Below are 23,652 nucleotides of genomic sequence, written 5' to 3'. Positions count from 1 at the left end.
GCGATCGGCGCGCCGGTGACGCCAGGAGCGTCCGCTGGAGTCCAGGAGCAGCTGCAGGGATCCGGAAGAACGAAGGCAGCCGGTTGGCCAGGCTGAAGCGATCGGCGCGCCGGTGCCGCCAGGAGCGTCCGCTGGAGTCCAAGAGCAGCTGCAGGGATCCGGAAGAACGAAGGCAGCCGTTGGCAGGCTGAAGCAATCGGTGCCGCCAGGAGCAGCTGCAGGACGATACCCTGGAGGTCTACATAGGGGATAGTGATTCTTAGTGTAACCCTCAAAACTATAGTAAAAAGACTACATGAATGTATACAAAATAGCTTACTACAAGCATTCTAACTAACCTAAGTATACCAAGGTATACAAAAAAGACTTGGGTGCGAAAGCACCCGTTTTTTTCTTTACATCATTTTTCTCAGGACGGACAGGGCCGAGATATGAGTCGTTTAGTAAATCTTCTAGTTTTCTCCTTTCACTCGAAAACTAAAAGATTTACTAAACGACTCATATCTCAACCCTGTCCGTCCTGATCCAAATGCCTGGCAATCGTGCATTGTATCTACTGTTCTGCAGGTGGGCCTATGGCCTGCTATGGCGCTCTACAGCTCTTTTATGGTGCTCTATAGCTCTGCTATGGCCGCTCTATAGCTTAATTTTTCGCTAATTTAATGGAATTTTTAAGATGGTGCTCAACTTTAAATATAAAGAATATTTTTTGAATTAAAATTGAATGAAAAATATATTCAGTCTCTAATATAAAAAAACGAACATTCATTATGAATGCAATTTGATATCATAATGAATGTTTTATAAATACAAAAAAAGCCGCTAATGTCGGCTTTTTTTGTATCGGGTTTATAAATTATTCGGATCGATCTGCTTGTATATGTCGTCGTTGTCTGGTTTTTCGTCCTTGGCTACATCTTTCTTTAGGTTAGCCTTATTATCTTCTTTAGGTAACTCATGTTTTGGAGTTGATTCAGATATTACCTCTGATGGCGATGAGATTACTGAGGAAGTAAACGGTATACCTTTAAGTTCAGAAATAAGTAATTTTAATTCGTCAGCAATTGGTTTTTGGAAAAGTACCTTTTGTACATCATATGATGTAACATCCTGGTAACCAAATTGCTCTATCAAATGTCGAACTATACTCGTTAAGGAGTTTTGGACATTAGATTGGCCATTTACCCACTTGTTTAGCTGCTCACTATCTGGCAATTTTTCTAATCGCCAGGATACAAGTTGTCTAGATTTTTTTTCTTTCATTCTTTATTCAGCTCCGGAAAAAACACTTTATTATGGAGAATTTCAAGCCCGTTCAAGTTCATATCTATTGCAAATTCTTCGGGAATCCAAAGAATCATGATTTTAGTATCCTCAGCAAATTCAATCAAACTAGGATATAGATCCTTTTCGAAAGTAATACTTCCTCCACCAAATACCATAACGAAATCGATATCTCCACCAATAACACTGTAGCGCTCTTGAATATCTTCGAAAATTTTGTTTGCTTCACCATACTGAGCTTCATCCATAAACTTTTCTGCGAGCTCATGATAATTATCTTGTGGATCTTGCATAATTTCGTCAAATCTTTGGCGATTAATTTTAACATAACCGTTAAGTTCCTCTTCAAGCAGTTTGGATGCTACTTCAGCAGCATGACCCACTCCTCGCTTTTCGCCATGACAATTTTGAAGAACAGCATTTACTCCACGACTATGGATGTACTCACTTGTGCCATTACCAATATCAACACCAAGACCTTTTAAACCTAGAAAATCTCGTTGAGTCATTCCATTACGTTTGGGATCATCTTTATATAACTTTTTGAATTTACTCAAAATTAATTCAGGAGCTTCAATTAAAGCGTATAGTGCTGGAATTCCTTCTTGTGTAATTTTTGCCTTGGCATATTTGATAGTCACTGTGACTGTGTTTGTTCCCACGTAAACAATAACTACATGAACAATTGGCGAATCTTCTTTTCCGGCGAAACGTTCTTCAAATTTTTTTGCTACCTCGGAAGTATACTCTGAAGCTGGGATGGCTCCAGTTAAATTAGCTTCAATTTCAATCTTTTCAGGAAGCTTTTTATTTTGTTTGTAGTATTGCTCAACTGCATGAGCTGCAGTCATAGACAAATTCATAATTACAGGAATGTCATGCTTGGACTTCTTACCGAGTTTTATATTCATATTTTCAGAACTAGTGGCATCCATATTTCCACGAATTCCGACAGCATAAAAACCCGATCTTTTAATTGATGGACTTGAGATGTTGACTAACAATTCCTGAAATAAATTGGCAATGTTTTTATCAAGATCTGTTTCAGTTACAGGTTCAGCGCTATAGAGTCTTTTGATAACAGATGGTTGTTCGATACGTTCACCGTCAATTTTCATTTTTACTTTTGAATTACCAAAGTCTGTTATAACTCTTTTCATTTAAGCTCTCTCCATTCCATAGATTAAAATTTTATTCAAAGTGGATTCAAAATTCATTCATAAGTACATTATAATCTATTATCTAGCATTAATCAATTAAAAATGAATGAAATAATAATTCAAAATCAATTCACATAATTCGACAAAAATTTACCTTTCAAATATTTGAATTAAATTTGAATTTAAAAAGAATGCACAATGTAATTAAAACTTACACTCCATTTTTTCATTATAAATTCCTGTAACAACGTATTATATGTAATTAGAAGATGGTTTACGTAATTAATATGCAGTAACTGACAAAAATAATATTTATTATGATAAAATAGCCGTTTTTTAGCTTGTTTTTTTGTTTTTTCATAAAAATTTTTTTTTGTGCGCATTCAATAAATTGGCGTACTTTTTCTAAATTTATATGCTATAGTATGTAACGAACGTTGAATATAAAGGGTTTAGGGAGGTGATTTAGTTTTGGAGCAATTCCGAGAGCATCTGAAAAAGCTGGAGCTATCAGAGGATTCAATTAATGTTTACATGCGAATTATTATTCGCTTTTATTCGGACACGGATAATTCTATTGATTCTCTCGATAATTTTATCAGTTCATTTGAACAGTGGCTTTCAGATCATGCTCCAAAGAATGCATCCGTACATAAAGCAGCTGCTCAAGCATTTTGTCGATTTAAATTTGGGACAAAGATTAAGTTTCAAAATTCTAAAAAGTATCATTGGTCAGAAAGCAAACTTCATGGATTACGAAAGGGCAGTATAAGGAACTCATTTCTTTCGTAAGAGAGATGACCGAAGGTCCGTTAATGTATCGAAACCTCGCGATTATCAATATTTTTGTTTATGCAGGCTTAAAAGTTGCAGAGGTAGCTGCCCTAAAAACAACTCCGGATAGTTATTGGGTTGATTTAAACCAAAATTGTATATGGTGTGAAGATGTGAAAGTTCCACTCGCTGCTGAACTGAGAAGTTCATTAACCGAATGGCTATCTGTACGGGGAGTGTTTCTAAAATCGTCTCAAGACTCGCTTTTTTTGTCCAAGAGAGGAAAACCAATGAGTATACGCCTTTTACAACACACGCTTGAGTCCTATTATCTTCCCGGCATAAAAATTACACCGGAAATATTAAGACATACTTTTGCAAAGTGGTTATTGCTTGGTAGATATGAGGAAAAGGTTGTGAAGACGTTGCTTCGAGTAGAGCAATCAAGGTATCTGGACTACCCTGAAGGGATAGTCATACCAGATATTTTGGTTTTTGAAGGGGAGTGAGAATTTTTTGGTGAGAAAATTTGCGAAATACATTGTGATTGTTGTCTTGTGTTTTGCTGCGATTGCAGGTTTAAAAACGTTGTTTAGTATTTTTACAAAAGAGGAAGTAGTCCAGGCTCAGGATTACTCCAACATGCAGAAGACTGCTGAATATTTTGTAACGCTTTATCTTAACTGGGTAGGCCCATTAGAGCAAAGGCAACTGAAGATGAATCAGATCGCACCTTCAGTTGTCCCATATCTGATAAAGGGTAACCAAAGTGTTAACTTTTCCAGAGCGGTCGGATTACCGTATTTTTCTAACGACCGAGGATTCGTTGACGTTACTGCCTGGACTACGATTACTGAAAAAAATGAACTAGGTGAAAAGATTTCCGTTCCAAGGAAATACAACATAACTGTTCTTTTTTTAAGGCAGAGTGATGGCACATATGTGATAGATAGTGTACCTACGCTGCGTATCGACAAGTCTAAGCAAGACTTTGCGAAACAGGAGAATGACGCTTCGAAAAATGCAGTTGTAGATATGCTTACTCCTGTACTTAAAGTATTTCTACCAGCTTACTTGAGTGGTGATATGAGCACGGCACAAAATCTTATTTTGCCAGAGTCAACTATCTTGTCACAGAATGGCGAATATTCTTATGTCGGTATTGAATCGGTGAGAATTCGAGAGACGGCGGATAATAAAACGAATGAATATGTTGCGGACGTGACAGTGACGGTAAAGGACAAGGAAACAAAGGCAACTATTAACATTCTTATAAATATGCTTGTACGACAAGATGAAACAAAATTCTACGTAATAAGAGCGGTGACATGACTTTATGAATCATAAAGTACATCATCTTACCGGTGTAGTCATTGGACAGAGTACGCTTTTATATTTCCAGGAGCCAGTGCTGTCGATCAACACGATTTTGGTCATGGTTGTTACAAATATTGCAGCCATTTTCCCAGATATCGATAAGCCAGAATCCTTTATTTCAGCTCATCAACCAATGAGATTTGTGTCAGAGATGTTTCAACGTTTAGGGATACCACATCGAGGACCGACACATTCTTTACCTATTCTGCTGGTACTTTTTTTGGTTTTGAAGCTGATGAATTTAAGTGATCTTTATGTGTGGTCAATTACATTAGCTTACTTTTCGCATATTTTCTTGGACATGTTTACAACAAAAGGTGTGATGCTTCTCTATCCATTAAAAATTAACTTTCGTTTTCTACCTTCTTTCCTTGCGGTTTCTTCAGAGGATAGCAGCATCGTTCAAAACATCTTTAATATCATGTTATCAATTTGTTTTTACTCATTAATGGCTGATATTTGTCTTAGATTATTAGGAGAAATTCCGTGGTTGGGTGGCTATGTGGACATAATTCACTCAAAGTTGTTGGATCTGAGCTCTTTTATTTGGCTTCCGATTGTTGATTTTATTACGAGTGTTATTAACGCTCTGAGTTAACAAAATACCTTTCAAGGGGTCTGATGAAATGAAATGGAATGATTTTAATATTACGGGGATACCTACCGTTGACTTTGTATTCAACCTAATTCTCAAACTAATCTTTATGATCTTGATTGTCATCATGATGATCCGAGCTGTATCCGACTACAAAAAGGGTGCGATTGCACAAGTAATGGTAACTGTAATTGTTGGTTTGGTGCTAGCTGCAGGTATCTTTGGTTTTAGTAATACAGTCAATCTAGTGAATGGCTTAACTGATGTGTTTAAGAGTGCTCCTACAGGCGGATCCGGAGGAGGTAGCGGCGTATAGTGTATTACCGCACATATAAGAATGTTTTTCGAGTTAGGGCCGAGCTGACGTCTTTAAGTGCAGGTGTTGGACAAAAGAGAATCGTTTTACCTGAAGGATGGGTCATAACAACAGATGTCATTGGCTTATTTTTCTTATCTTTACCCTTATTTGGGTTTGTAGTTGCTCCATTCCCTGCTTATCTCATAAATAAAATTTTGACAGTCTCAACTTCACAAAGTTATACAACCTGGACTATTTCTCTCGTAGCTTCATTTGCTTTAGCTCTTTTTCTAAGTAAACGGGACCCAGCGGGAAAAACATCGTTGCAGTACATTTGGAGCATTGTTCAATTTGGTTTGAGGAGCAGCTGGAGTGATGGTTGGGTAAGCAAGCGTATTAATCTTGCTGGATCTGAAGAAGCGATAACTTATTTGTCGCATTACGAGAACGGCCATTGTGGTGCGCTACCAGCAAAGGGCTATGGATTGGATCGCTTTGAAATACATCGTCCTACCGCAGTCAGAGTTAGTCGAAGAGGGAAAGTCGAATTCAGCAGGCGGGGAACGAAGTTGCAGCCTGGTAGATATCAGATAACAAATGGGAAAGTTGTTGAATATAAGAGGAAGAAACTTACCTCTTGGTAATGGAGGTTTGACATGATACCAGTGTCTCTATTGCAAGGCAATGTGGTTTTTGATGCAGACGGAAATCCATATGCAGTATACGTATTACCGTCTTTACCGTATGCATTCCAGAATACAAACGTAAAAATTGGAATGATTGAAAGAATAGCAAAATCCTTCGAAAAATACACCGGTAAAATTTACCTTTATCTCTTAACTAAGCAATTTGCCGCAGATCAAGTTGCTTCAAAAATGATGAGTATTTCTAAGGCGGAGGATTGGAAAAAACAAGTATCTATCACCGAAAAGTATCTTAACAAAAAGATGCCTTTTGAAAGGGTGAATTACTTGGTGATACCACTTCGCAAAGTTGCTGCTACTTATTTTGATCAAGATAAAATGCAGTTCCTTAAAGAAGTTGGAATTAACTTTTGGACTGGGATCAAGGATGTGCCAAGTAGGATATTTAAGCCTATCTTAAAAAGCGAGATTCATTTTGCATTCAGTATGCTGGAACGTGTTCAAGAAATGGCGGATGAAGCACTTAGGCACGAATTAATAAATTTCTCGGGTATTAGGAAAGCCACTCAACGTGAGGTTGAGTGGTGGTTAAAAAAGGCTATCACAGAGGCCTACGCGATCCTGATCTACAATTGCCATCATCATTTCCGACACATGTCTCAGAAATAAATGGCGAGAAAAAAATATTACCCATTAAAAATACATTGTTAACACTTTCAAAGCTCAGTAAAGAAAAGCTGGAGCATATTGAGTCTTATACAGATGAGGGTATTAGTTATTCATCCTATATGCCCGTTCTTCATGTACCATCCGAGATTTTGGAGAGAAACCCAACTGGCCAAGAATGGATTTATGGGCCAATTGAACGTCTTTCCTTTCCAGTAGATATAGCCATTGTCATGAATATTGAATCTTCAGATGATGCAATCAAGAAGCTAAAAAGAAAGCGTAAGGTAACCCTTTCACAAATAAAAGAATGGGTAAGCGGTAAACAGGATGTTCCCGAAGAGGTTGTAGAAGATCTACAGGGAATAGATGAAGGTCTTCAAAAGTTTCGTGTTCAAAAAACACCCTTAATCCATATGAATGCATTATTAGGTCTGGGAGCTCCATCTTTAGAGCTCCTGAGAAGAAGGAAAAAAATATTAATGGATGAGATGGATACGTATGGAGCTAAAATTGCAAATTCTCCTGGAGATCAAAAATTAATGTTTCAGAATTTTTATCCGTTTGCTAAAAGTGCCCTTTTTGATCGTTGGACTATACAAATGGAGCCGGGTATCCTAGCAGCCGGCATGCCCGTGGGTATAAGAAAACTTGGGGATCCATTTGGATTTGTTCTAGGCAATTTGGTTGCTAATGACCGACCAGTTTACATGAATCCGGAGAGACCTACAAAGGAGTTGCAAAGAGCGAACACTATTCTCATTTGTGGAGATCCTGGATCTGGTAAAACAACAACAGGGAAGCATATTGCTCATAACCTTATTGAGATGGATTCCATAGGCTTTATTGAGGATCCAAAAGGAGATTATGATCTATTTGCAAAACATCCGACAGTGAAAAGGAAGTCAAGAGTAGTGTCATTTGCTCCAGGCGAAAAAGATTTTGAACAAGTCCCACTAAATATCTTCAGATTGGCAAAAGAGAGGACACAACGAAATAATGCAGCCAGTACGATTATAAATTTGTTGTTGAATCCAAAAGATGATGAATATCGCGGATTTGTAATTGGTGAGGCATTAAATAAGGTTTATCTTGGGAAAAAATGGGACATGTTCGCCTTCGAAAAACAAATTCATGAAATAGCCGAGAAGCATGACAAAGAACAATATCGAATGCAGGCTGATTATTGCTTAGGCCATCTCAATAATTTGAGGGATAACGGGATTGGGTCATCGTTGTTTGTTGAGGATCGGGAAGAAATGATTTTTGATAGGAACATTTTGATATCCATTACAAGAGGGCTGATCGTACCGAACAGCCGTTCAACTAAAGATCAATGGACTATGGATGAACGAATTTCTGCAGCAATCCGGTACGCGACGTCAACATTGTCTTTCCGGCATTTAATGTCACTTAAACGGAGCCAGCTCAAATTCCAAGTATTTGAGGAATATTGGATCCTTAAAAAATTCCCTGGTGGTCGCCAATTAATTGAAGAAGCCTTGCGATTCTCCAGATTTGAAAACATGTTAGTCATTTTATCTACACAGAATCCAACGGATTCACTAGAAGATGAAACATCGGATTCAGATGATATCAATGGCTTATTCAGTTGGAAAATTATGCTTAGGTTAGAGTCAAAGGAACAAATTAAAGCTGCTTTAACGCTGTTAGGAATGAGTGAAGAGGATCCAGAAGATTGGTACACTACTTTCTCTGTTACCTATCGCAATGGAAAGGGTATTGCTAAGGATCCAGAAGGGAATATTGGAGAACTTCAGATTAATCCTATAGATGAGGAATCAATGCCTTACTTTAAATCAACTCCACAAGAAGAAGATGCAGAAATGGTGCAGCTATGAATAAGCCCATACGATCGATTTTGCTGGTTATATTGTTCTTTATCTTAAGTTTTGGAGTATCTGCTGCTGCAGAAACAACAACGGGAATGAAGCCGCCAGATTACTCGGATAGTTTTCGTTTAATACCCGATACAGAAGGGTTTGAGACTCCTGATCCTTCGTTCTTTGTATGGGAAACTGGCGGAATACTGGGCAGTATTATAGGTTATCTGTCCAACATTCTTCTTCTCGTCGGGACATCTTCCCTGAAGATGTCAATATGGATATTGGATAAGGGGTTACATCCCAAGTGGCTAAACTCGACTATTGACTCAATAGCTGGTGCAGCTCATACCAAAGGATGGGACTTTGTTGATAATTTATGGCCGTTCATTGTTATTGGCGCATTCATATTAGTCGGTAAAGACTTCATTCAGGGTAGCATGGCAACTACAATAAAGCGTTTGATGACATTTGGCATTTCATTAGTAGTCATGGCCAGTTTGCTAAATATGCCTTCGACTGCACCAGCAAAAGGGCTGACTGCAGTTGTGGATTTTTCAGATTGGATAAGCATGAAGTTCATGTCAGTTTTTTCTGATACTGATTCTAATACTATTTATGGATCTGTATGGGACCAGATGGCAAATCGACCTTTTGAAGCTGGACAATTTGGTGACATAAATACCAAAATAACTGCGGAAGATGCAGAAAAAATCAATAAAGCAATCGAACCATATGCGGTTGTCTCCGGTATGCGATGGGTTGATGCTGTACTTTGGTTTGCTCCGGATACAGATGAGCGCGGTGATATTATTGACATTTATTCAGACAACTATGAAAAGAAATATGAGTCTGCAAAGAATCCATATTCACGCTTAGGTATAAGTTTTGTAGCCTTGTTATGTTCTATACTGAGCGCATTATTTCTCTTTGTTATGGGAGGAATCATGCTCATATTGGTAGGCTACTTTTTAGCACTAATAATTGCAGGGATTATTGTGCTACCGCTTGGTTTGGTGCCAACAAAAGAGCCGGTAATGGTGATGAAGTATCTTCAACGTATATTAGGAGTTTTCATGACCGTTGTTTTTATCTTCCTGTACATAGGAGTAACACTGCTGTTAACAAATATCGTAACACTGATGGAGAATGTAGAATTTTTATTCTGTCAGCTATTAGTTATGTTGATTTTTGTAGCAGCATTAATACTTTTCTTTGTACTAATAAGTAAAATGCAAAGTTCACCTGGTTTAAAACATATGAATGATGTGTTAAGGCCCATCAATAAGGCAGGTAGTAACTTCCGAAGACGATATGGAAGAAATAGAAGGGCAAGAGCCTTGGATGACATGTACGACGATGATGAATTTGAGGATTATGCGGATCAACATGAGAGAAAAGAGAGAATCAGCAGCAATATAAGAGAACGCAAGTGGCTAGAAGAACAGACAGGGCGACCACCAATGAAGGACACAGAGACCAGGTTCATGTTGAAAATACAGATGCTCCCGAGAGCTCTTCTGAAACTAGGGCAAACAGTGACCGGGTGACGAAGCAAAATAAAAATAAGGAAAGTCTATATAACACAGCACCTCCTGAGAGGATACAACCGAATGAGAAGAAGGAAAATCAGGAAAAGGTGGTTGACAAACAAGAGTCGGAAACCAAAACAACAGGTGTATCTCCAGAACATCAGCGTGCTTCTAACAGTAAAGATGTGACTGAAAAGCAAGAATCTGATGTTTCTTCACAAGAGAGATCCGCAATTAGTGATGAAGTTTCAGTCAATAACCGCAATCCGGAAAAGACGATAGAAGCCCAGGCTACTAATCGAGTTGGAGATCGAACGGATAATTTGGAAGTGTTAGATACTATGAATCCAACTGAACCCAAAGCGAGTCTTGCAGAACAACCAGAACAAGATTCTGAACCTGCTCTGGTACCAGTGGAACAAATACAAAGAGCAACTAACCAAGTAGCGGTTACCGAGAGCGAAAGCACTTTAGAAAGTGTATCCAATCGAATTAGACGGGGCCAACAGCGTGATTTAGAGAGTATTGAATCTCCTGCGAAAGATCGCACAAGTGAGAACGGTAATAGTCATAATAATGATATTCCTGATATTCAAGCCTCAAAGCAACAAGGAATTAGTAAAAATACAATAAACGAGCTTATAGATAATGCTGGAAAAATATCAGGTTCTATAAGTGACCGTGCAGCTGGTGTGGAAATTGGTATTCGAGATACAGAGTTGAAACATAAGGAGCAATTTACTGACTCGCTGATTAAGGATGCTGAGCTTACAAGAAACGGAGTTGGTAGTGATGTGTCAGAAATAGGGCCATCGCCACTATCTGATGTATCTAAATCTGATTCTGAGTTGCCGAATGGACATACAGTAGATAAACCGGCTACTTACAATGAGACTCAAAATCAAAGAAATACTTTGGACCAGGAACAGGAGCTTGCTACAAATGCTGATATTGATAAGTTGAGATATGTGAGCGGTGAAAGGGACAAGGTATTGTCCAATTTGTTGGATGAAACTGAGCGTCAATTTGAAAAAATTGAGAATGCAACTGAAGAAGTGAATCAAAACATTAAGGAAAATCAGTCACAAGTTCAGAAAAGCGTAAAGTTAAAAGAAGAGGTGGCTGAAAGTATGAAGAAAGGATCAAATGAAAAAGAGATGGCGAGCGTCGAGAGATAAATCATGAAACAGATGTAAAGAAAAGTGATGTTCAAGAAAAGAAATCGACTGAAGAAAGAGAAAATAGGGCCAGAGACAGACTGAATAAATGGGAGTAGACCCGATGCCGGTAAACAACTCGAAAGAGCATGTTTACCGGTAATTTGTTTAAAGGTAAAAAACGAATAATAATTCGTTTTTTAACACTGGCAAAGCACAATTGGAATTAGGAGAAATATAAACTTGGACAGTAAATTACGAGAATACATTGAATATCTCGAAAGACGTGAAAAGTGGATAAAAGCGCTAACGACTATAGTGCTTATTGGGTGGGCTATTTTGTTCTTTGGTTGGATGATATGGTTGTAAGTCCGATTTAACGATCTGATCCGGATAGATTCCCTTCGTGAATTCGACTTAGCGGCTAGGAGCAGCTGCAGGGATCCGGAAGGACGACGGCAGCCGGTTGGCCAGGCTGAAGCGATCGACGCGCCAGTGCGGCCCAGGAGCGCCTGTTGGAGCCCGGGAGCAGCTGCAGGGATCCGGAAGAACGACGGCAGCCGGTTGGCCAGGCTGAAGCGATCGGCGCGCCAGTGCGGCCCAGGAGCGCCTGTTGGAGCCCGGGAGTAGCTGCAGGGATCCGGAAGAACGACGGCAGCCGGTTGGCCAGGCTGAAGCGATCGACGCGCCAGTGCGGCCCAGGAGCGCCTGTTGGAGCCCGGGAGTAGCTGCAGGGATCCGGAAGGACGACGGCAGCCGGTTGGCCAGGCTGAAGCGATCGACGCGCCAGTGCGGCCCAGGAGCGCCTGTTGGAGCCCGGGAGTAGCTGCAGGGATCCGGAAGGACGACGGCAGCCGGTTGGCCAGGCTGAAGTAATCGACGCGCCAGTGCGGCCCAGGAGCGCCTGTTGGAGCCCGGGAGTAGCTGCAGGGATCCGGAAGGACGACGGCAGCCGGTTGGCCAGGCTGAAGTAATCGACGCGCCAGTGCGGCCCAGGAGCGCCTGTTGGAGCCCGGGAGTAGCTGCAGGGATCCGGAAGGACGACGGCAGCCGGTTGGCCAGGCTGAAGTAATCGACGCGCCAGTGCGGCCCAGGAGCGCCTGCTGGAGCCCGGGAGTAGCTGCAGGGATCCGGAAGAACGACGGCAGCCGGTTGGCCAGGCTGAAGCGATCGACGCGCCAGTGCGGCCCAGGAGCGCCTGTTGGAGCCCGGGAGTAGCTGCAGGGATCCGGAAGGACGACGGCAGCCGGTTGGCCAGGCTGAAGTAATCGACGCGCCAGTGCGGCCCAGGAGCGCCTGCTGGAGCCCGGGAGCAGCTGCAGGGATCCAGAGGAGAGGCAGCAAGCGGTCGGACAATATAAACCAGCAGCATGTTATGAGGTCCATGGACGGAGCCATTGTGATCCATGTCAAAGTAAAATTCAAAAGTATTAGGAGTGATGAGACATGCCGAGATTTACTACCTGTAGAATCTGCAACAGACGGCTTTCAAATGCTAGATCAATATCAGTATCCATGGGACCGGTCTGTGCAAGAAAGTATGGGGCAATCTTTGAGGAGGCGCTGGCCTACGCTAGATCAATAGGTAGACAGCTTGATACTGGATTGCTTGAAAACAATATTATTATTGCTTCACAGCAAGCATACCGAGAGTCGCTTCGAAGAAGGAGATCCAATCAAGCTGCACCAGAGGTCCGTAGTGTCAGCATGTGGTCAGAATCAAGGAGTCAGATGGAGACGGTTCAGGTTGAATTAGTTGATGAGCAAAGAGGTCGCGTAACATCCGAATCTGGACATGTCTATGAAACGAGTGCTAATTCTTGTAGTTGTCCACATTACACAAATCGACTACAGGGATCCGGTGGCAGTTGTCGTCATATGATGGCACTACAGTCAGCTAGAACAAACTCAAATAACATAGAGCACCAGGCGTCTCACCAAAATGAAGTTATTAGAGGGATTGTGGATCAGTCTCTACATAGAGCAGTTGTTCAAAGATTTGCTGATATAGATTGGGCAAATGAAGAGGCCAGGGAAGGTGTCCTGGATGCATGGAGAGAAAACAGGGCGTTCGATGGTATTTACTTATCGCGAGATGATACGGCTTGGGAAGAGCTGAGTAATAGGGCAAAAAATGATTGGGAGTATCAGTATGGGGATGTGCTTGGAGGAACAGGAAACTCTTTTGGGATTGAAATCGAATTTGAATTACCTTCAAACGTCAGAAAAGAAGAAGTAGCTGAGCTTCTTTACGAGGCTGATCTGATAGATTCAAGAGCGATACAGCGGTATCATGCCAGAAACTCAGGACCAGGATATTTTAGATTGGAGAGGGATTCGTCCTTAGAAAATGGCCTGGAACTTGTATCACCAATCTTGTTTGATAACGAAGACTCGTGGCGTAGGATAGAGCTCGCAACTCAAAAATTAAGAGAGGTAGGAGCCCAAACATCTAGGAGAACAGGTGGGCATATTCACATAGGTATCGCTCCGTTGGACCACAGGACGTATTCATGGCAGAGGTTAGCACGCATAGGTAAAGGATATGAAAAGAACTTGTACCGAATGGGTGCAGCAGATGCTGACCATTATGAAAGAACGGGTCAGCCAGGCATACACAGAGGCAGCCATTATGCAGCTCCGTTCCCAGATACAGTATCACGAATTTCGGGATTCACAAGCCCAGAATCTGCGCGCAGAATGTTTGGAGATCGATACACTATTTTCAACGCATCAAATGTAGACAGCTCATGGGCAGGTAGAAAGCCTACGGTTGAAATGAGGTACCCGAATAGCACTCTAAATCATAAACAATGGCAAGCTCAGGTGCAGGTAGCTAATTCAATTGTTCATCAGGCAGCTGTGATCAATAATAACAGTCCACAGAGTGAATTTACTCCTGGTCTCATGCAAGCAAACAAACAATTGAGATTGCAAGATTCTTGTAATGAGCAGATGCAAATTGATAACTTCCGGAGCTTTCTAGACGTACTTGGCAATGATAAGGACAGATTAGCAGCCACATGGCTATTTACAAGAGGAAGAGCGTAGAGTTGCTATTTTATCGATGTAATGCTATATTTTGAAATAAGTAAACTTATTTCAAATACAAGGGGTGCTTTCTTTGCCTGGAAATAAAGATCAATCAGGCAAATTTGAAAAAGATCTGATTAATCAGCCGAGTACGAAAAGTAAACCTGACGGTAGAGGTGGGGCACGAAAAGGTGCCGGTAAAAAATCTTTACAAGACAAAAATATGGAATCCAGGATGGTTAAGCTTTCAATGAAAGAGGACACCTGGAGAACTGTTGATATGTACCATGAGTTGAGATCAAAGACAAAATTTAAAGTTGATGTAATTAGGGATATGCTCTCGGCAATAACGGAAATATTGGACGAAAGTGGCCTATCTCCAAAGGAGCAAGCTGAAGCTACACATGATTTAAAGAGTTTTTTGAAGGAACATTTTAGTCAGGGGAGCGATGAGAAATGAAATTCCATATAGATAATAGAAACTGGCTTCGAGAACCTGAAGAACCAAAACGAACATATTATTTTGAATTACGTGATGGAAGAAGAGGAGAGTCAGATACAGCTTTACAACTCTTTGATCTGCTCGCAAATCAGTATTATTCTGATACTGATGACCGTATTACTCAAATAATGATGTTAGGCGCAATGTGTAAAGATATTGCGGTGTCAGATTTTGCAATACGAGGATTACGTGCCAAAGTATATTCAGGGGTAGGACTATTCTATGATAACGGGCAACCGGTATATGCAGATGAGATGAAAGAGACTCAAGCTGTGAAGTTTATAAATGATAAAGTCTCCGTATTGGATTTTTGGAATGAATGGACTTGCATTGCTACCATGATTAAAAGCGGATATTTATCTTTGTACGAAAAGGCACATCTTGTAAGTAGTGAAGAAAGAGATACAGGATATGAAGATCTCACATATTTTGAAAAGATTTTAGGTGAAGAAAACACCGAGTCATTTAATGGTTATCGGAAGGTCTCGCCAAATATTTTTGATCAGGAACCAACCTGGATTCCTAACTATATCAAGGTATTGGAGAGAACAAATGAAGCAGAACACTCTTGACCGGTTTTTGATTTGGGTTGATGAGGACATAGTTGCTTTAACTACTCCGATTGTTCTTGTAGCCCTTGGAATATCAAGAGTAGTGGGCATTGATAATATTGGTGATGTACCTGCGTTGACATGGTGTGCGTATGTGTTTTTAGCAGTCATAAAGAGATATTGGTACAAACATAGATCTAAAAAGGAAGGCTTTCAATACTTTTTCCTGGAGCCGAATGCTCTTTCACTCAAATTATTTCGCAGTCGGCTGCAGGTACAAGGCGGAATAAATCGATGTTGGAGAATACATGTAAATCGAACAGCAATGAAGGGCGACATAAAAGGGATAATCCGAAGTATGAGAAATGACATGTCACAGCTTGATAATCAAGAATGGGATTCAGGAGTAATGCTGATCGGATCTACGTATGCAGGGTTAGGATCGGCACAGATGAAATTGCTAACAAGTCAAAGTTTTGAAGTACAAGAATTTAATTATCCTTTGTTTAGGCATTATGAATGGTTTGTTGGAAGAAAAAAAATGATAAAAGATCAAGAGCATATGCTCGGAAAGATATACACGGTACCACAGGAAGTCGTATGGAGAACGATTACCTTCTCAAAACAATAAAAGGGAGAGCCATTGGCTCTTCTTTTTTATTGTTAGGAATGCAGGGAATCGGAAAGTAGGGAAGAGTTTAAGTAAACGTGTTAGCTTCAGCAGAATGACTCTCAAAAGAGAGTTATTTTTTTATATACTACGTTAAAATCCTGTCCGTAAAAGCTTACAAATTAATTTTCATAATAAACGAATAATAGTTCGTAAAAATGATGGAAAACAGAGTTACTTAATGGTACTATATAACTGTTGTAGTAAGCTATTTAGTGTATTATCTCTGATAAATCGCTAAATATAGCTTAAAAATTTAAAGAAAGGGTGATTTTCACGAAAGTTTCATTAGGGGCTTTCTTGCTGACGATTAGTTTTCTTATAGCCACTGCTCTGTGTTTTGATATTGTCGACATAATGACGACCCATACATGGACACAAGCAGTTGCAGATGCTTCGTCTGACGCAGGGGCAAATAAGCGTTATTTCAATTTAGGTACATATAGTGATGAATTCCTGATTGACCCTGTACCTGCTGAGACAGTTGCCAGAGCGACCTTTGACAAGAATATTCAAAACCTTCAAGCCATGGGCATTAGCACTGAAAAAATTGATCTGCCGGTCATTTCCTTTCCGGATAACTATTCCATAAGTGTTGATGTTGATCTGTCATACGAACTAGGCTTCAGCGAACGAATGATGGATAACATTTTCGCTGATGACCATACGTACGGTGATATTCAAGATTCCATTCACAGTACAAGCAACATCAATCATAAAAAATAAGCTGTTGGAGGCTCATTAGGATTGGATCCGCAAATATTGACAATAGCACTGATAGGGATAGGGCTTTCTCTTTCCGTATTGATCCATGAGTTGGGACATGCCATAACGATGAAAATTTTCCGGGTACCCATACAACTAATTGAATGGGGAGTCGGTCCAAGAATCTTGAAGTACAAGTGTTTCGAAATACGACTGCTGCCTTTAGCTGGAGGGGTTTATCCGAATGGAGCTCTACTAGCTAAAAAGAAGGTAGAAGGAATATTAATTGGTATAGCGGGTGTGCTTTTGCAATGGATCGTCATGTGGATTATTGCACTATTCCGGTTGCATCAGGTTGAAGCAATGGAAACAGTTTGTATCGCTTATGGTTTCGCTTCGATTATTGGGTTGTTCAGTCTAATTCCTATCGGTCGGAATGACGGTAAACATGTGCTTCAAATTTTAAAGAACTCAAGTAAGGAGAAAAAATAGTGGGAAAAAAAATGAAGGTGGCATCATTCATAGGTAATACGCGACTTGATGCATCAATCAACGAATATTTCGAAAATGATAAACTGCCGATTGTGCTCGAGTCATTTTCAGAATTGGACGAACTGCCAGAATCCTATCATGTATATGTGTTCACAGATTTAAAGGGCAGTTCAGAACGGGCTGAAAGGTTACTTGAGAAGGCTAAACTTGTTCACGGTAAATTCATCGTTTGGTTGGTTACTTCCGAGGACCAAGAGTGGATGGAGGATGCGGAAGAGAGTATTCGGGGTGAAAGGACTGTATTTTTAACAAATAAACCTGATCCTACACCTGAAGATATTGTGGATGCTTTAGTCACGCTTTTCGATGTGTATGAGGAAGTCACTGAAGATCCGCGATCTGAAGAAACAGCCCAGAAAAAAGAAAATCTGTTGGCAAGCTTTGATTCAGACAAAGGTGGCAGCCGATTGTCTTCTACATTGGAAATGATGAAGAAGGTTGTTCCACCTATCGGAAGAAGAAAGGATAGTGAATCGCCTGATAAATCCAATGCTTATGTACCTGAGGAATCAGAGGTAGAACTGGATGACCTGGAACTGGACAACGTAATTGCGGTTTCAGGACATGGATCGACTGGAGTATCACATGTTGCCTGGAATATTGCGACTGTTATTCAGAAGCCCGTGGTTCTAATTGAAGGTAGGAAAACAGGTGCGCTTGCAGCGTGGCTCGGAAGAAATAGTGGAGGATTATCAACCAGGAACGAATTATTCGAAACTGGCCAAGGAAGCCAACATACAGAGTATATGGACCTGGCGCTAATTTCAGACGAGCCGTTATCCAACAGCGATGTAGTTGCACTATCTCAGCTAAAAAAGTTATCCGTCGTCGATTGCGGAACGAATTGGAACTCAGAAGTGTTCAAGAGAGCGAAAATTAAAGTGTTTGTAACAGCACCGGATCCGCAATTTTTGGAACAAGACAAACCGGAATCCGCTGGAGTGAAATGGGTGCTAAATAAATGGCCTATAGGTAGCTCTATTGAACTTTCAGCGATCGAACAGGCTTTTAACCGGAAATTTGATCTGGTAGTAGCGCAGCAGATGAGGCATGTAATGCTTGCATCATGGACACGTAGGGCAGCGATCGAACTCGAAAGTGATCTAGATATCATTCAGAGTTGGAGAAAGCTGATTGGGGAGGAGTAAGTTCTACATGAAAACGATGGTAGTAGTTGATGTGAATTCAGCCAGAATTAACGAAAATGTAAAGGTACTTTCCGAATACGGTAAAGTCTTTGATGCACGAAGTGTCGGTGAGATTGCTACTGTACTGGAAAGAGAAGGACATATTGATGCAATTTTCTTTTCGGTTTCTGTACCAAATTTGAAAGAAGCTATTCGCAAAGTATCACGGGAAATAAAGAGTGAAAAAGGACCGGCGACTATTTACCTTGTTGGTGCTACGGATCCGGATACATTAACAGATCTGCTAAGTGCAGGGGCTAAGGATGTAACACCACATCCTATCCAACCCAATGAAGTCGGTTTAAACCGAAGACTTCCTTCATCTTTCGGAGATTTTGGAGAACGGATCCAAACGGATTTTGGATCAGGAAAACAAACAACAAAAGAAAAGATAATTCTCGTGTGCAGCCCAAAAGGTGGTGAAGGTAAAACAACCACGAGTACACAGATAGCAGCAGTTACAGCGAAGATTACTGGTGGCCAATGCGTACTAATTGATTCGGATTATGCAGGTAATGCCCATCGAAAGTTAGGCATTGAGGAGCGGAGTCATACTATCTTTGAGTTTGGCGATGAAGACTCGCAGTACTGGGACAGAAACATGCTTGAAAGCAAACTTGTTACACACGGTCCAACAGGGTTGAAAGTGCTTTGTTCTCCACATGGTGAAACTACCAATGTGCCAAGCAAGATGGTATCCAATGCATTTCTTGCGTATAAACGCTATTATCCGAATATTGTTATCGATATGCATCAAGGCTACACTCCTACTTTCCACATGTTAAAAGATTATGCTACTGACATCATTTATGTTTGTAGGCCGGAAGCGGACCAGCATGAGAGAACGCTGGATACGCTTAGACAGATCTATGCTGATGCGCCAGACAAACTCCGGATTGTTATTAATGCAATACACGACAAGGACCAAGTGCAGCCTTTAAGAATTGCGATGGAAGACTTCTCAATTAATGTACCTTCATACCATATGCCTTATGCAAGGGAAGAGCTGCAGGATCTCAAAACGCTACCAGTATTTAAAGACCCTAAGAAATCTAAATATAGCGAAAAATTTCGGCATTTCCTGAAGGACATAGGCATTTCGAATGCAATGGCTCCAAAAAAGGAAGTTGCGAATGAGAAGGTAAGCAGTGGTAGTGGAATCTTTGGAAGTTTCTTTAATCGGAGGGCCAAGTAATGAAGTTGAAGTCAAAAGGATTATTGGCATGGGTGCTTGGGCTGATCGTTATAGGAGCAGCTTTAGGTGTAACGATCTATTTCGCAATGAACAGCTATCTGAAGCTCGAACCAGTATACAAAGTTAAAACGCCGGTAGAGGAACATACATTACTTGAAAAAGGTTCCTTTATAAAAGAGTCTATGCCAGCTAAGAACATACCTACAGATGCAATACGAACAGAAGCACAGCTGGATGAAATGGTTGGAAAAAGGGCAAGAACGATGTTGGTTCCTGGACAAGTACTCCAGAAGGCGAATGTATCGGAGGCCAGCAGTATCCGGGAACTAAACCAATCCATTTCTTATGACTATGTCACATTGACCATACCGTTAGACACAACAGACATCCCTATTGATATTTTGCATCCAAATGATGTTATTTCATTGATCGGTATAACGAAGGATCCGGAGTCAAGTAATCAGGCAGTAATTTCAGAATATGTTGCTGAAAACGTTTTGGTATTACAAGCATTAAGAGATGAGCAAGCAGCCAGTAACAAGTTAATTGTACTTGTTCCTCGCAGTGATTCTGAAAAACTGGAAGAAATAATTGTGACAGGCAAAGTGCGTGTTGTTCTGGATCCAAATAAATTCGAAGTGCAGAAACCCAAAGTAAAGGAGGAGGTGAAAGTGAAAAATGAGCAGCCCGTTGATAGCTCCGAAGAAAAATAATTTTCAAAGTTGGGATGAAGAAGATCGGCTTTTTGAAAAGTTGAGATCTAACAACAAAGAGGTTTCAAAAAGCTCGTGGGCAGAATGGCAGAGGGCATTGCTCGAAAAGGTATTAGAGGAGAGCGAAGCTGTCAAACGTGCCAAAGGTGAAGTAGAGGATGTAACAGAGCAGGAACGAAAGCGACAGCTGGAAAGAATCATTAAAGATCTGAAGGACATACCAGCAACCCATCATAATGAACTAATCCAGCAATTCCTTAATGAGTCATATAGGTATGGACCTTTGCAACCTTTATGGGACATGCAAGGAGTAACCGATATCCAATTCTTTGTTCCACATAACGATGGGCATGAACAGATTATCTCATACACTCAGTACAGACAAAGGAAAATATACAATGGTCCTGGCTTTAGGGATTATGAACATGCGAGAGATTGGCTAAATCTACATCTTTCAAGGATAGGATTACGTTTTGATCCAGCTAAAGTTGAGTTAAATGGTATGCTGCCAGGCGGGGAACGGATTCATATTGTTTCCGGACCAACCGGGTTTTCAGAGTTTGATTCTGCGCGTAGGGATAAACCTTATCAGTTTACAAAAGCGATGATAGTGAGCATTCGACTATTTCCAACGACCTTCACCCTTGAAGAGCTGACAACAAAGTCAATGACATCTCATCAAAAACCTTTTGAGGTTCGTTCAATAGAAGATGTCTCAAAAGTTTACCAGAGACAAGTTGTTTACTCGCCCAGAGAAGGTGGGATCGCATGTAAAGCTACTATGGATTATGTTCGTATAGCAGGGGTTCTTCAGCTAAGTAAACTTATCGCAGGAGGAACGGGTAGTGGTAAGACCACCTTCTTTAATGCAGATACTGTAAATCACGCAGAGAATGAACAGCTCCTCATAATTGAGGAATCGCCTGAGATGCAGCCGCAGGTCGATGGCCACGTTATTCGATTATATGAACGAGAAGGTGCGTACACTCAGGCGGATGCTGGAAAAAGCGCACTGAGGATGTTTCCTTCCCGAATCTACTTCTCGGAAATACGGGATGTCAAAGTGGCCTTCTTATTTTATAGGGCACTTATGAATGGTCACCGTGGTACAGGCTCTACAGTTCATGCTGGATCATGTGCAGCTGCCTTGGATATAACTCTTGATTTCATCACGGGCAATCCTGAAGCACCGCCCAGAGAGACGGTAGCAAAGAACTTATACGGTGAGCTCGGATATATCGTGCATATGGATCCAACCCACTCAGACCGAACAATAAGAGAGATCTGTGAAGTTAACCCAGATGGGACACTACATACGGTTTCCAAATTTGTAGAGGGTATTGACGATAAAGGGAAACTGAATGGCTACTATGAATTTAACGGGCCTTCGGATGCATTTGTTCGAAAAATGTTGGCTACTGGTATTGAAGTTCCAAGTACCTGGAAATGGAGAAAGCTAACATGATATTCCTTGTAATTTTTGAATGTTGCCTACTTTTGGTCTGTATGTTTTTCGTTCGTCTCTCATGGAAGAATGCTAAGAGAGAACATTATCGTAGACAGGCTGTCCCACAAGAAAAAACTGAGAAGGAGAACGCATTAAGTAAGTTTTTCTCTTTCCGAAACATCAAAATGCAGATGTACAGTATGATGACAGGCGGCGGAATCGTAGCAGGCGTTCTAGCAGCTGCCAACGGTGGAAGTTTTGTTATTGCAGGCTCCATTGCAGCTTTCGTGGTATGGGGAATCTATAAGTATCAAGAGGGCAGCTATGAGATCAAATACCGGAAAAACGGAAAGATTGCTGTAGAATATTTGAACGGAATTGTGTCTGCAGGAGGTACGTTGGAAGATTGGGTAGGTGAAGTAATTCCAAAACTCAGTGGTTCTCTAAGAACTGAATTTGAAATAGGACATGCCAACTACGAAAGAAATATCCCAATCACCAAATTCCTGGAACGACTCATAAAAAATTGTCCAGATAGTTCTCTCGGATTGATCTGGTCAGGACTGTTACGAGAGATCCGACAGGCAGGCGATATGAAAACATTTGTTGAGGAATCTCTTAAAGACCTACAGAACCAGGAGCGCATTAACCGGGTCATGGGTCAGATTCGTAAAAACGGCGCTCAAATGATGGTCTGGGTATGCGTATTGCCTGGAACTTTATATGCATTGTTCAGCGATGTACTTAAAGAAATATTAACGAAGCATCCATATACCAATATTGTTCTATTTGCACTCCTAGCAGGATATGGGTTCATCCTGTGGTGGGGTATGAGGATTTCGCAGGGAGCTAGAAAGTAAAGATCAGAAAGGAGGACTTATGCAACTTGCAATCATTTTATTGAGCGTGCTCTTTACGTTATTTCTATGTTATCCGTTGATGTTACGATCACAGACCGTATCTGATCAATTCTATAGAATGGGTCTGGTATTTGAAGAGGTACGCAAGTCAGGGAACGTATGGAAAGCAATAATAGAAATTATAAAGCCATACATGGGCAATAAACTTATTGATCGGTTTGATCGATTGTTGAGAGTTGCTGGGAGACCAGGTAATCGAACAGCTGAAGAATTAATCTTAGTTTATGCCGGTATTGTTGTGGTACTTGTGATTGTTGCATTTCAACTGGAAAATGCGAAGGAACAAGCTTTTGCATTGGCCCTGATGTACCCACTGGTGCAAATCAGCCGTCTAAGAAAAGCCAAACTAAAAAGACAGATAGAAGCTGAAGAGGCTACCAGGATCGCCAAAAGACAGTTGATCTTGATGCTGGAACAAAAGATTCCGGTTGTCGAGGCATTGGAGATGATATCCAAAGATCAGCCAGGACATTTTGGAGAAACGTTCCGAAAATATGTCGAAGCTATCGACAAGGATGGAAAATCATTGAGAGCTGCGATGAAAGAGTTTCGGGAAGATTATGAAACAAGAGCTTTGACAGAATTGTGTCTCGCATTAGAGCTATCTGATGAGAAATCTGCAGAGGCGTTGGCTGATATGATCCGAAGACAAACAACGGACGAGAATAATCGGATCGATGAGATTGTCGACTCTAAACAAGAGTCAGGGAAAAACAATATGTTGATAGTCGTCGCAGCTGCTGTTGCTTGGACTTTTGCTGGAGTCTTGTTTTTTGGCTTTATTGGATTCAAAGACAATTTCCAAGGAGCCGGTGGGTTCCTAAATTTCTAAAACAAAGGAGAAAA

General features: G+C 40.9%; 24 protein-coding genes. 22 read left to right on the top strand and 2 right to left on the bottom strand.

Features of this window, described 5'->3' with window-relative positions; translation table 11 throughout:
• Positions 1-849: 849 nt before the first annotated feature.
• Positions 850-1,263: a hypothetical protein gene (locus ACTWJ7_RS34660; protein WP_443146528.1), complete on the bottom strand. Its 414-nt coding sequence runs from the start codon at positions 1,261-1,263 to the stop codon at positions 850-852.
• Positions 1,260-2,444 (bottom strand): ParM/StbA family protein, encoded by a 1,185-nt coding sequence (locus ACTWJ7_RS34655; RefSeq protein WP_443146527.1) that lies wholly within the window; start codon positions 2,442-2,444, stop codon positions 1,260-1,262. The genes ACTWJ7_RS34660 and ACTWJ7_RS34655 overlap by 4 nt, the downstream gene beginning before the upstream one ends.
• Before the next feature lie 471 nt (positions 2,445-2,915).
• Here ACTWJ7_RS34655 and ACTWJ7_RS34650 point away from each other — a divergent pair, with 471 nt between their 5' ends.
• From ACTWJ7_RS34650 to ACTWJ7_RS34545, 22 genes are all read left to right on the top strand, one after another.
• Positions 2,916-3,236, top strand: coding sequence for a hypothetical protein (locus ACTWJ7_RS34650; RefSeq protein WP_443146526.1), 321 nt, complete (start codon positions 2,916-2,918; stop codon positions 3,234-3,236).
• 5 nt (positions 3,237-3,241) lie between these two features.
• A complete protein-coding gene (locus ACTWJ7_RS34645; RefSeq protein WP_443146525.1) occupies positions 3,242-3,727 on the top strand; it encodes a tyrosine-type recombinase/integrase in 486 nt (161 codons plus the stop codon).
• A gap of 10 nt (positions 3,728-3,737) precedes the next feature.
• Positions 3,738-4,550 (top strand): conjugal transfer protein, encoded by an 813-nt coding sequence (locus ACTWJ7_RS34640; protein ID WP_443146531.1) that lies wholly within the window; start codon positions 3,738-3,740, stop codon positions 4,548-4,550.
• Positions 4,551-4,554: 4 nt separating this feature from the next.
• The gene (locus ACTWJ7_RS34635; RefSeq protein WP_443146524.1) at positions 4,555-5,193 is read left to right on the top strand and encodes a metal-dependent hydrolase; all 639 of its coding nucleotides are present in this window, start codon (positions 4,555-4,557) and stop codon (positions 5,191-5,193) included.
• Between the two features lie 28 nt (positions 5,194-5,221).
• Positions 5,222-5,506, top strand: coding sequence for a hypothetical protein (locus ACTWJ7_RS34630; RefSeq protein WP_443146523.1), 285 nt, complete (start codon positions 5,222-5,224; stop codon positions 5,504-5,506).
• Positions 5,506-6,132, top strand: coding sequence for a TcpE family conjugal transfer membrane protein (locus ACTWJ7_RS34625; RefSeq protein ID WP_443146522.1), 627 nt, complete (start codon positions 5,506-5,508; stop codon positions 6,130-6,132). The genes ACTWJ7_RS34630 and ACTWJ7_RS34625 overlap by 1 nt, the downstream gene beginning before the upstream one ends.
• 12 nt (positions 6,133-6,144) lie before the next feature.
• A complete protein-coding gene (locus tag ACTWJ7_RS34620; protein ID WP_443146521.1) occupies positions 6,145-6,801 on the top strand; it encodes a hypothetical protein in 657 nt (218 codons plus the stop codon).
• A complete protein-coding gene (locus ACTWJ7_RS34615; RefSeq protein ID WP_443146520.1) occupies positions 6,717-8,660 on the top strand; it encodes an ATP-binding protein in 1,944 nt (647 codons plus the stop codon). Before ACTWJ7_RS34620 ends, ACTWJ7_RS34615 begins: the two co-directional genes overlap by 85 nt.
• A complete protein-coding gene (locus ACTWJ7_RS34610) occupies positions 8,657-10,192 on the top strand; it encodes a hypothetical protein (protein ID WP_443146519.1) in 1,536 nt (511 codons plus the stop codon). The genes ACTWJ7_RS34615 and ACTWJ7_RS34610 overlap by 4 nt, the downstream gene beginning before the upstream one ends.
• Positions 10,189-11,352, top strand: coding sequence for a hypothetical protein (locus tag ACTWJ7_RS34605; RefSeq protein ID WP_443146518.1), 1,164 nt, complete (start codon positions 10,189-10,191; stop codon positions 11,350-11,352). Before ACTWJ7_RS34610 ends, ACTWJ7_RS34605 begins: the two co-directional genes overlap by 4 nt.
• Before the next feature lie 1,425 nt (positions 11,353-12,777).
• Positions 12,778-14,382 (top strand): amidoligase family protein, encoded by a 1,605-nt coding sequence (locus ACTWJ7_RS34600; RefSeq protein ID WP_443146517.1) that lies wholly within the window; start codon positions 12,778-12,780, stop codon positions 14,380-14,382.
• Between the two features lie 73 nt (positions 14,383-14,455).
• Positions 14,456-14,824 carry a hypothetical protein gene (locus ACTWJ7_RS34595; RefSeq protein ID WP_443146516.1) on the top strand — a complete coding sequence of 123 codons (369 nt, stop codon included), beginning with the start codon at positions 14,456-14,458 and terminating at the stop codon, positions 14,822-14,824.
• A complete protein-coding gene (locus tag ACTWJ7_RS34590; RefSeq protein ID WP_443146515.1) occupies positions 14,821-15,438 on the top strand; it encodes a hypothetical protein in 618 nt (205 codons plus the stop codon). Before ACTWJ7_RS34595 ends, ACTWJ7_RS34590 begins: the two co-directional genes overlap by 4 nt.
• Positions 15,419-16,048 carry a hypothetical protein gene (locus ACTWJ7_RS34585; protein WP_443146514.1) on the top strand — a complete coding sequence of 210 codons (630 nt, stop codon included), beginning with the start codon at positions 15,419-15,421 and terminating at the stop codon, positions 16,046-16,048. Before ACTWJ7_RS34590 ends, ACTWJ7_RS34585 begins: the two co-directional genes overlap by 20 nt.
• A gap of 339 nt (positions 16,049-16,387) precedes the next feature.
• Positions 16,388-16,813, top strand: a complete 426-nt coding sequence (locus tag ACTWJ7_RS34580) for a hypothetical protein (RefSeq protein WP_443146513.1) — start codon at positions 16,388-16,390, stop codon at positions 16,811-16,813.
• Between the two features lie 21 nt (positions 16,814-16,834).
• Positions 16,835-17,284 (top strand): site-2 protease family protein, encoded by a 450-nt coding sequence (locus ACTWJ7_RS34575; RefSeq protein WP_443146512.1) that lies wholly within the window; start codon positions 16,835-16,837, stop codon positions 17,282-17,284.
• On the top strand, positions 17,284-18,492 hold the full coding sequence (locus ACTWJ7_RS34570) for a hypothetical protein (RefSeq protein ID WP_443146511.1): 1,209 nt from the start codon (positions 17,284-17,286) through the stop codon (positions 18,490-18,492). The genes ACTWJ7_RS34575 and ACTWJ7_RS34570 overlap by 1 nt, the downstream gene beginning before the upstream one ends.
• Before the next feature lie 7 nt (positions 18,493-18,499).
• The gene (locus ACTWJ7_RS34565; RefSeq protein ID WP_443146510.1) at positions 18,500-19,726 is read left to right on the top strand and encodes an AAA family ATPase; all 1,227 of its coding nucleotides are present in this window, start codon (positions 18,500-18,502) and stop codon (positions 19,724-19,726) included.
• Complete coding sequence (locus ACTWJ7_RS34560) at positions 19,726-20,439, top strand: SAF domain-containing protein (RefSeq protein ID WP_443146509.1); 714 nt, start codon at positions 19,726-19,728, stop codon at positions 20,437-20,439. The genes ACTWJ7_RS34565 and ACTWJ7_RS34560 overlap by 1 nt, the downstream gene beginning before the upstream one ends.
• Positions 20,405-21,904 carry an ATPase, T2SS/T4P/T4SS family gene (locus ACTWJ7_RS34555; protein WP_443146508.1) on the top strand — a complete coding sequence of 500 codons (1,500 nt, stop codon included), beginning with the start codon at positions 20,405-20,407 and terminating at the stop codon, positions 21,902-21,904. Before ACTWJ7_RS34560 ends, ACTWJ7_RS34555 begins: the two co-directional genes overlap by 35 nt.
• A 182-nt stretch (positions 21,905-22,086) precedes the next feature.
• Positions 22,087-22,746, top strand: a complete 660-nt coding sequence (locus ACTWJ7_RS34550; protein ID WP_443146507.1) for a type II secretion system F family protein — start codon at positions 22,087-22,089, stop codon at positions 22,744-22,746.
• Positions 22,747-22,765: 19 nt separating this feature from the next.
• Entirely contained in the window at positions 22,766-23,638 is an 873-nt protein-coding gene (locus ACTWJ7_RS34545; RefSeq protein ID WP_443146506.1) for a type II secretion system F family protein, read from the top strand.
• Positions 23,639-23,652 lie beyond the last annotated feature (14 nt).

The organism is Paenibacillus sp. 1A_MP2 (genome assembly GCF_052244825.1).
Taxonomy (GTDB): Bacteria; Bacillota; Bacilli; order Paenibacillales; family Paenibacillaceae; genus Paenibacillus; species Paenibacillus vandeheii.
This window is presented reverse-complemented; position numbering and strand designations above follow the sequence as displayed.

What these genes read in the sequence shown, in the direction of transcription:
- ACTWJ7_RS34610 (WP_443146519.1), top strand. Translation starts at nt 8,657, where the DNA reads ATGAATAAGCCCATACGATCGATTTTGCTGGTTATATTGTTCTTTATC.
- ACTWJ7_RS34630 (WP_443146523.1), top strand. Translation starts at nt 5,222, where the DNA reads ATGAAATGGAATGATTTTAATATTACGGGGATACCTACCGTTGACTTT.
- ACTWJ7_RS34545 (WP_443146506.1), top strand. Translation starts at nt 22,766, where the DNA reads ATGCAACTTGCAATCATTTTATTGAGCGTGCTCTTTACGTTATTTCTA.
- ACTWJ7_RS34645 (WP_443146525.1), top strand. Translation starts at nt 3,242, where the DNA reads ATGACCGAAGGTCCGTTAATGTATCGAAACCTCGCGATTATCAATATT.
- ACTWJ7_RS34655 (WP_443146527.1), bottom strand. Translation starts at nt 2,444, where the DNA reads ATGAAAAGAGTTATAACAGACTTTGGTAATTCAAAAGTAAAAATGAAA.
- ACTWJ7_RS34555 (WP_443146508.1), top strand. Translation starts at nt 20,405, where the DNA reads ATGAGCAGCCCGTTGATAGCTCCGAAGAAAAATAATTTTCAAAGTTGG.
- ACTWJ7_RS34660 (WP_443146528.1), bottom strand. Translation starts at nt 1,263, where the DNA reads ATGAAAGAAAAAAAATCTAGACAACTTGTATCCTGGCGATTAGAAAAA.
- ACTWJ7_RS34635 (WP_443146524.1), top strand. Translation starts at nt 4,555, where the DNA reads ATGAATCATAAAGTACATCATCTTACCGGTGTAGTCATTGGACAGAGT.
- ACTWJ7_RS34600 (WP_443146517.1), top strand. Translation starts at nt 12,778, where the DNA reads ATGCCGAGATTTACTACCTGTAGAATCTGCAACAGACGGCTTTCAAAT.
- ACTWJ7_RS34585 (WP_443146514.1), top strand. Translation starts at nt 15,419, where the DNA reads ATGAAGCAGAACACTCTTGACCGGTTTTTGATTTGGGTTGATGAGGAC.
- ACTWJ7_RS34620 (WP_443146521.1), top strand. Translation starts at nt 6,145, where the DNA reads ATGATACCAGTGTCTCTATTGCAAGGCAATGTGGTTTTTGATGCAGAC.
- ACTWJ7_RS34560 (WP_443146509.1), top strand. Translation starts at nt 19,726, where the DNA reads ATGAAGTTGAAGTCAAAAGGATTATTGGCATGGGTGCTTGGGCTGATC.
- ACTWJ7_RS34565 (WP_443146510.1), top strand. Translation starts at nt 18,500, where the DNA reads ATGAAAACGATGGTAGTAGTTGATGTGAATTCAGCCAGAATTAACGAA.
- ACTWJ7_RS34590 (WP_443146515.1), top strand. Translation starts at nt 14,821, where the DNA reads ATGAAATTCCATATAGATAATAGAAACTGGCTTCGAGAACCTGAAGAA.
- ACTWJ7_RS34550 (WP_443146507.1), top strand. Translation starts at nt 22,087, where the DNA reads ATGATGACAGGCGGCGGAATCGTAGCAGGCGTTCTAGCAGCTGCCAAC.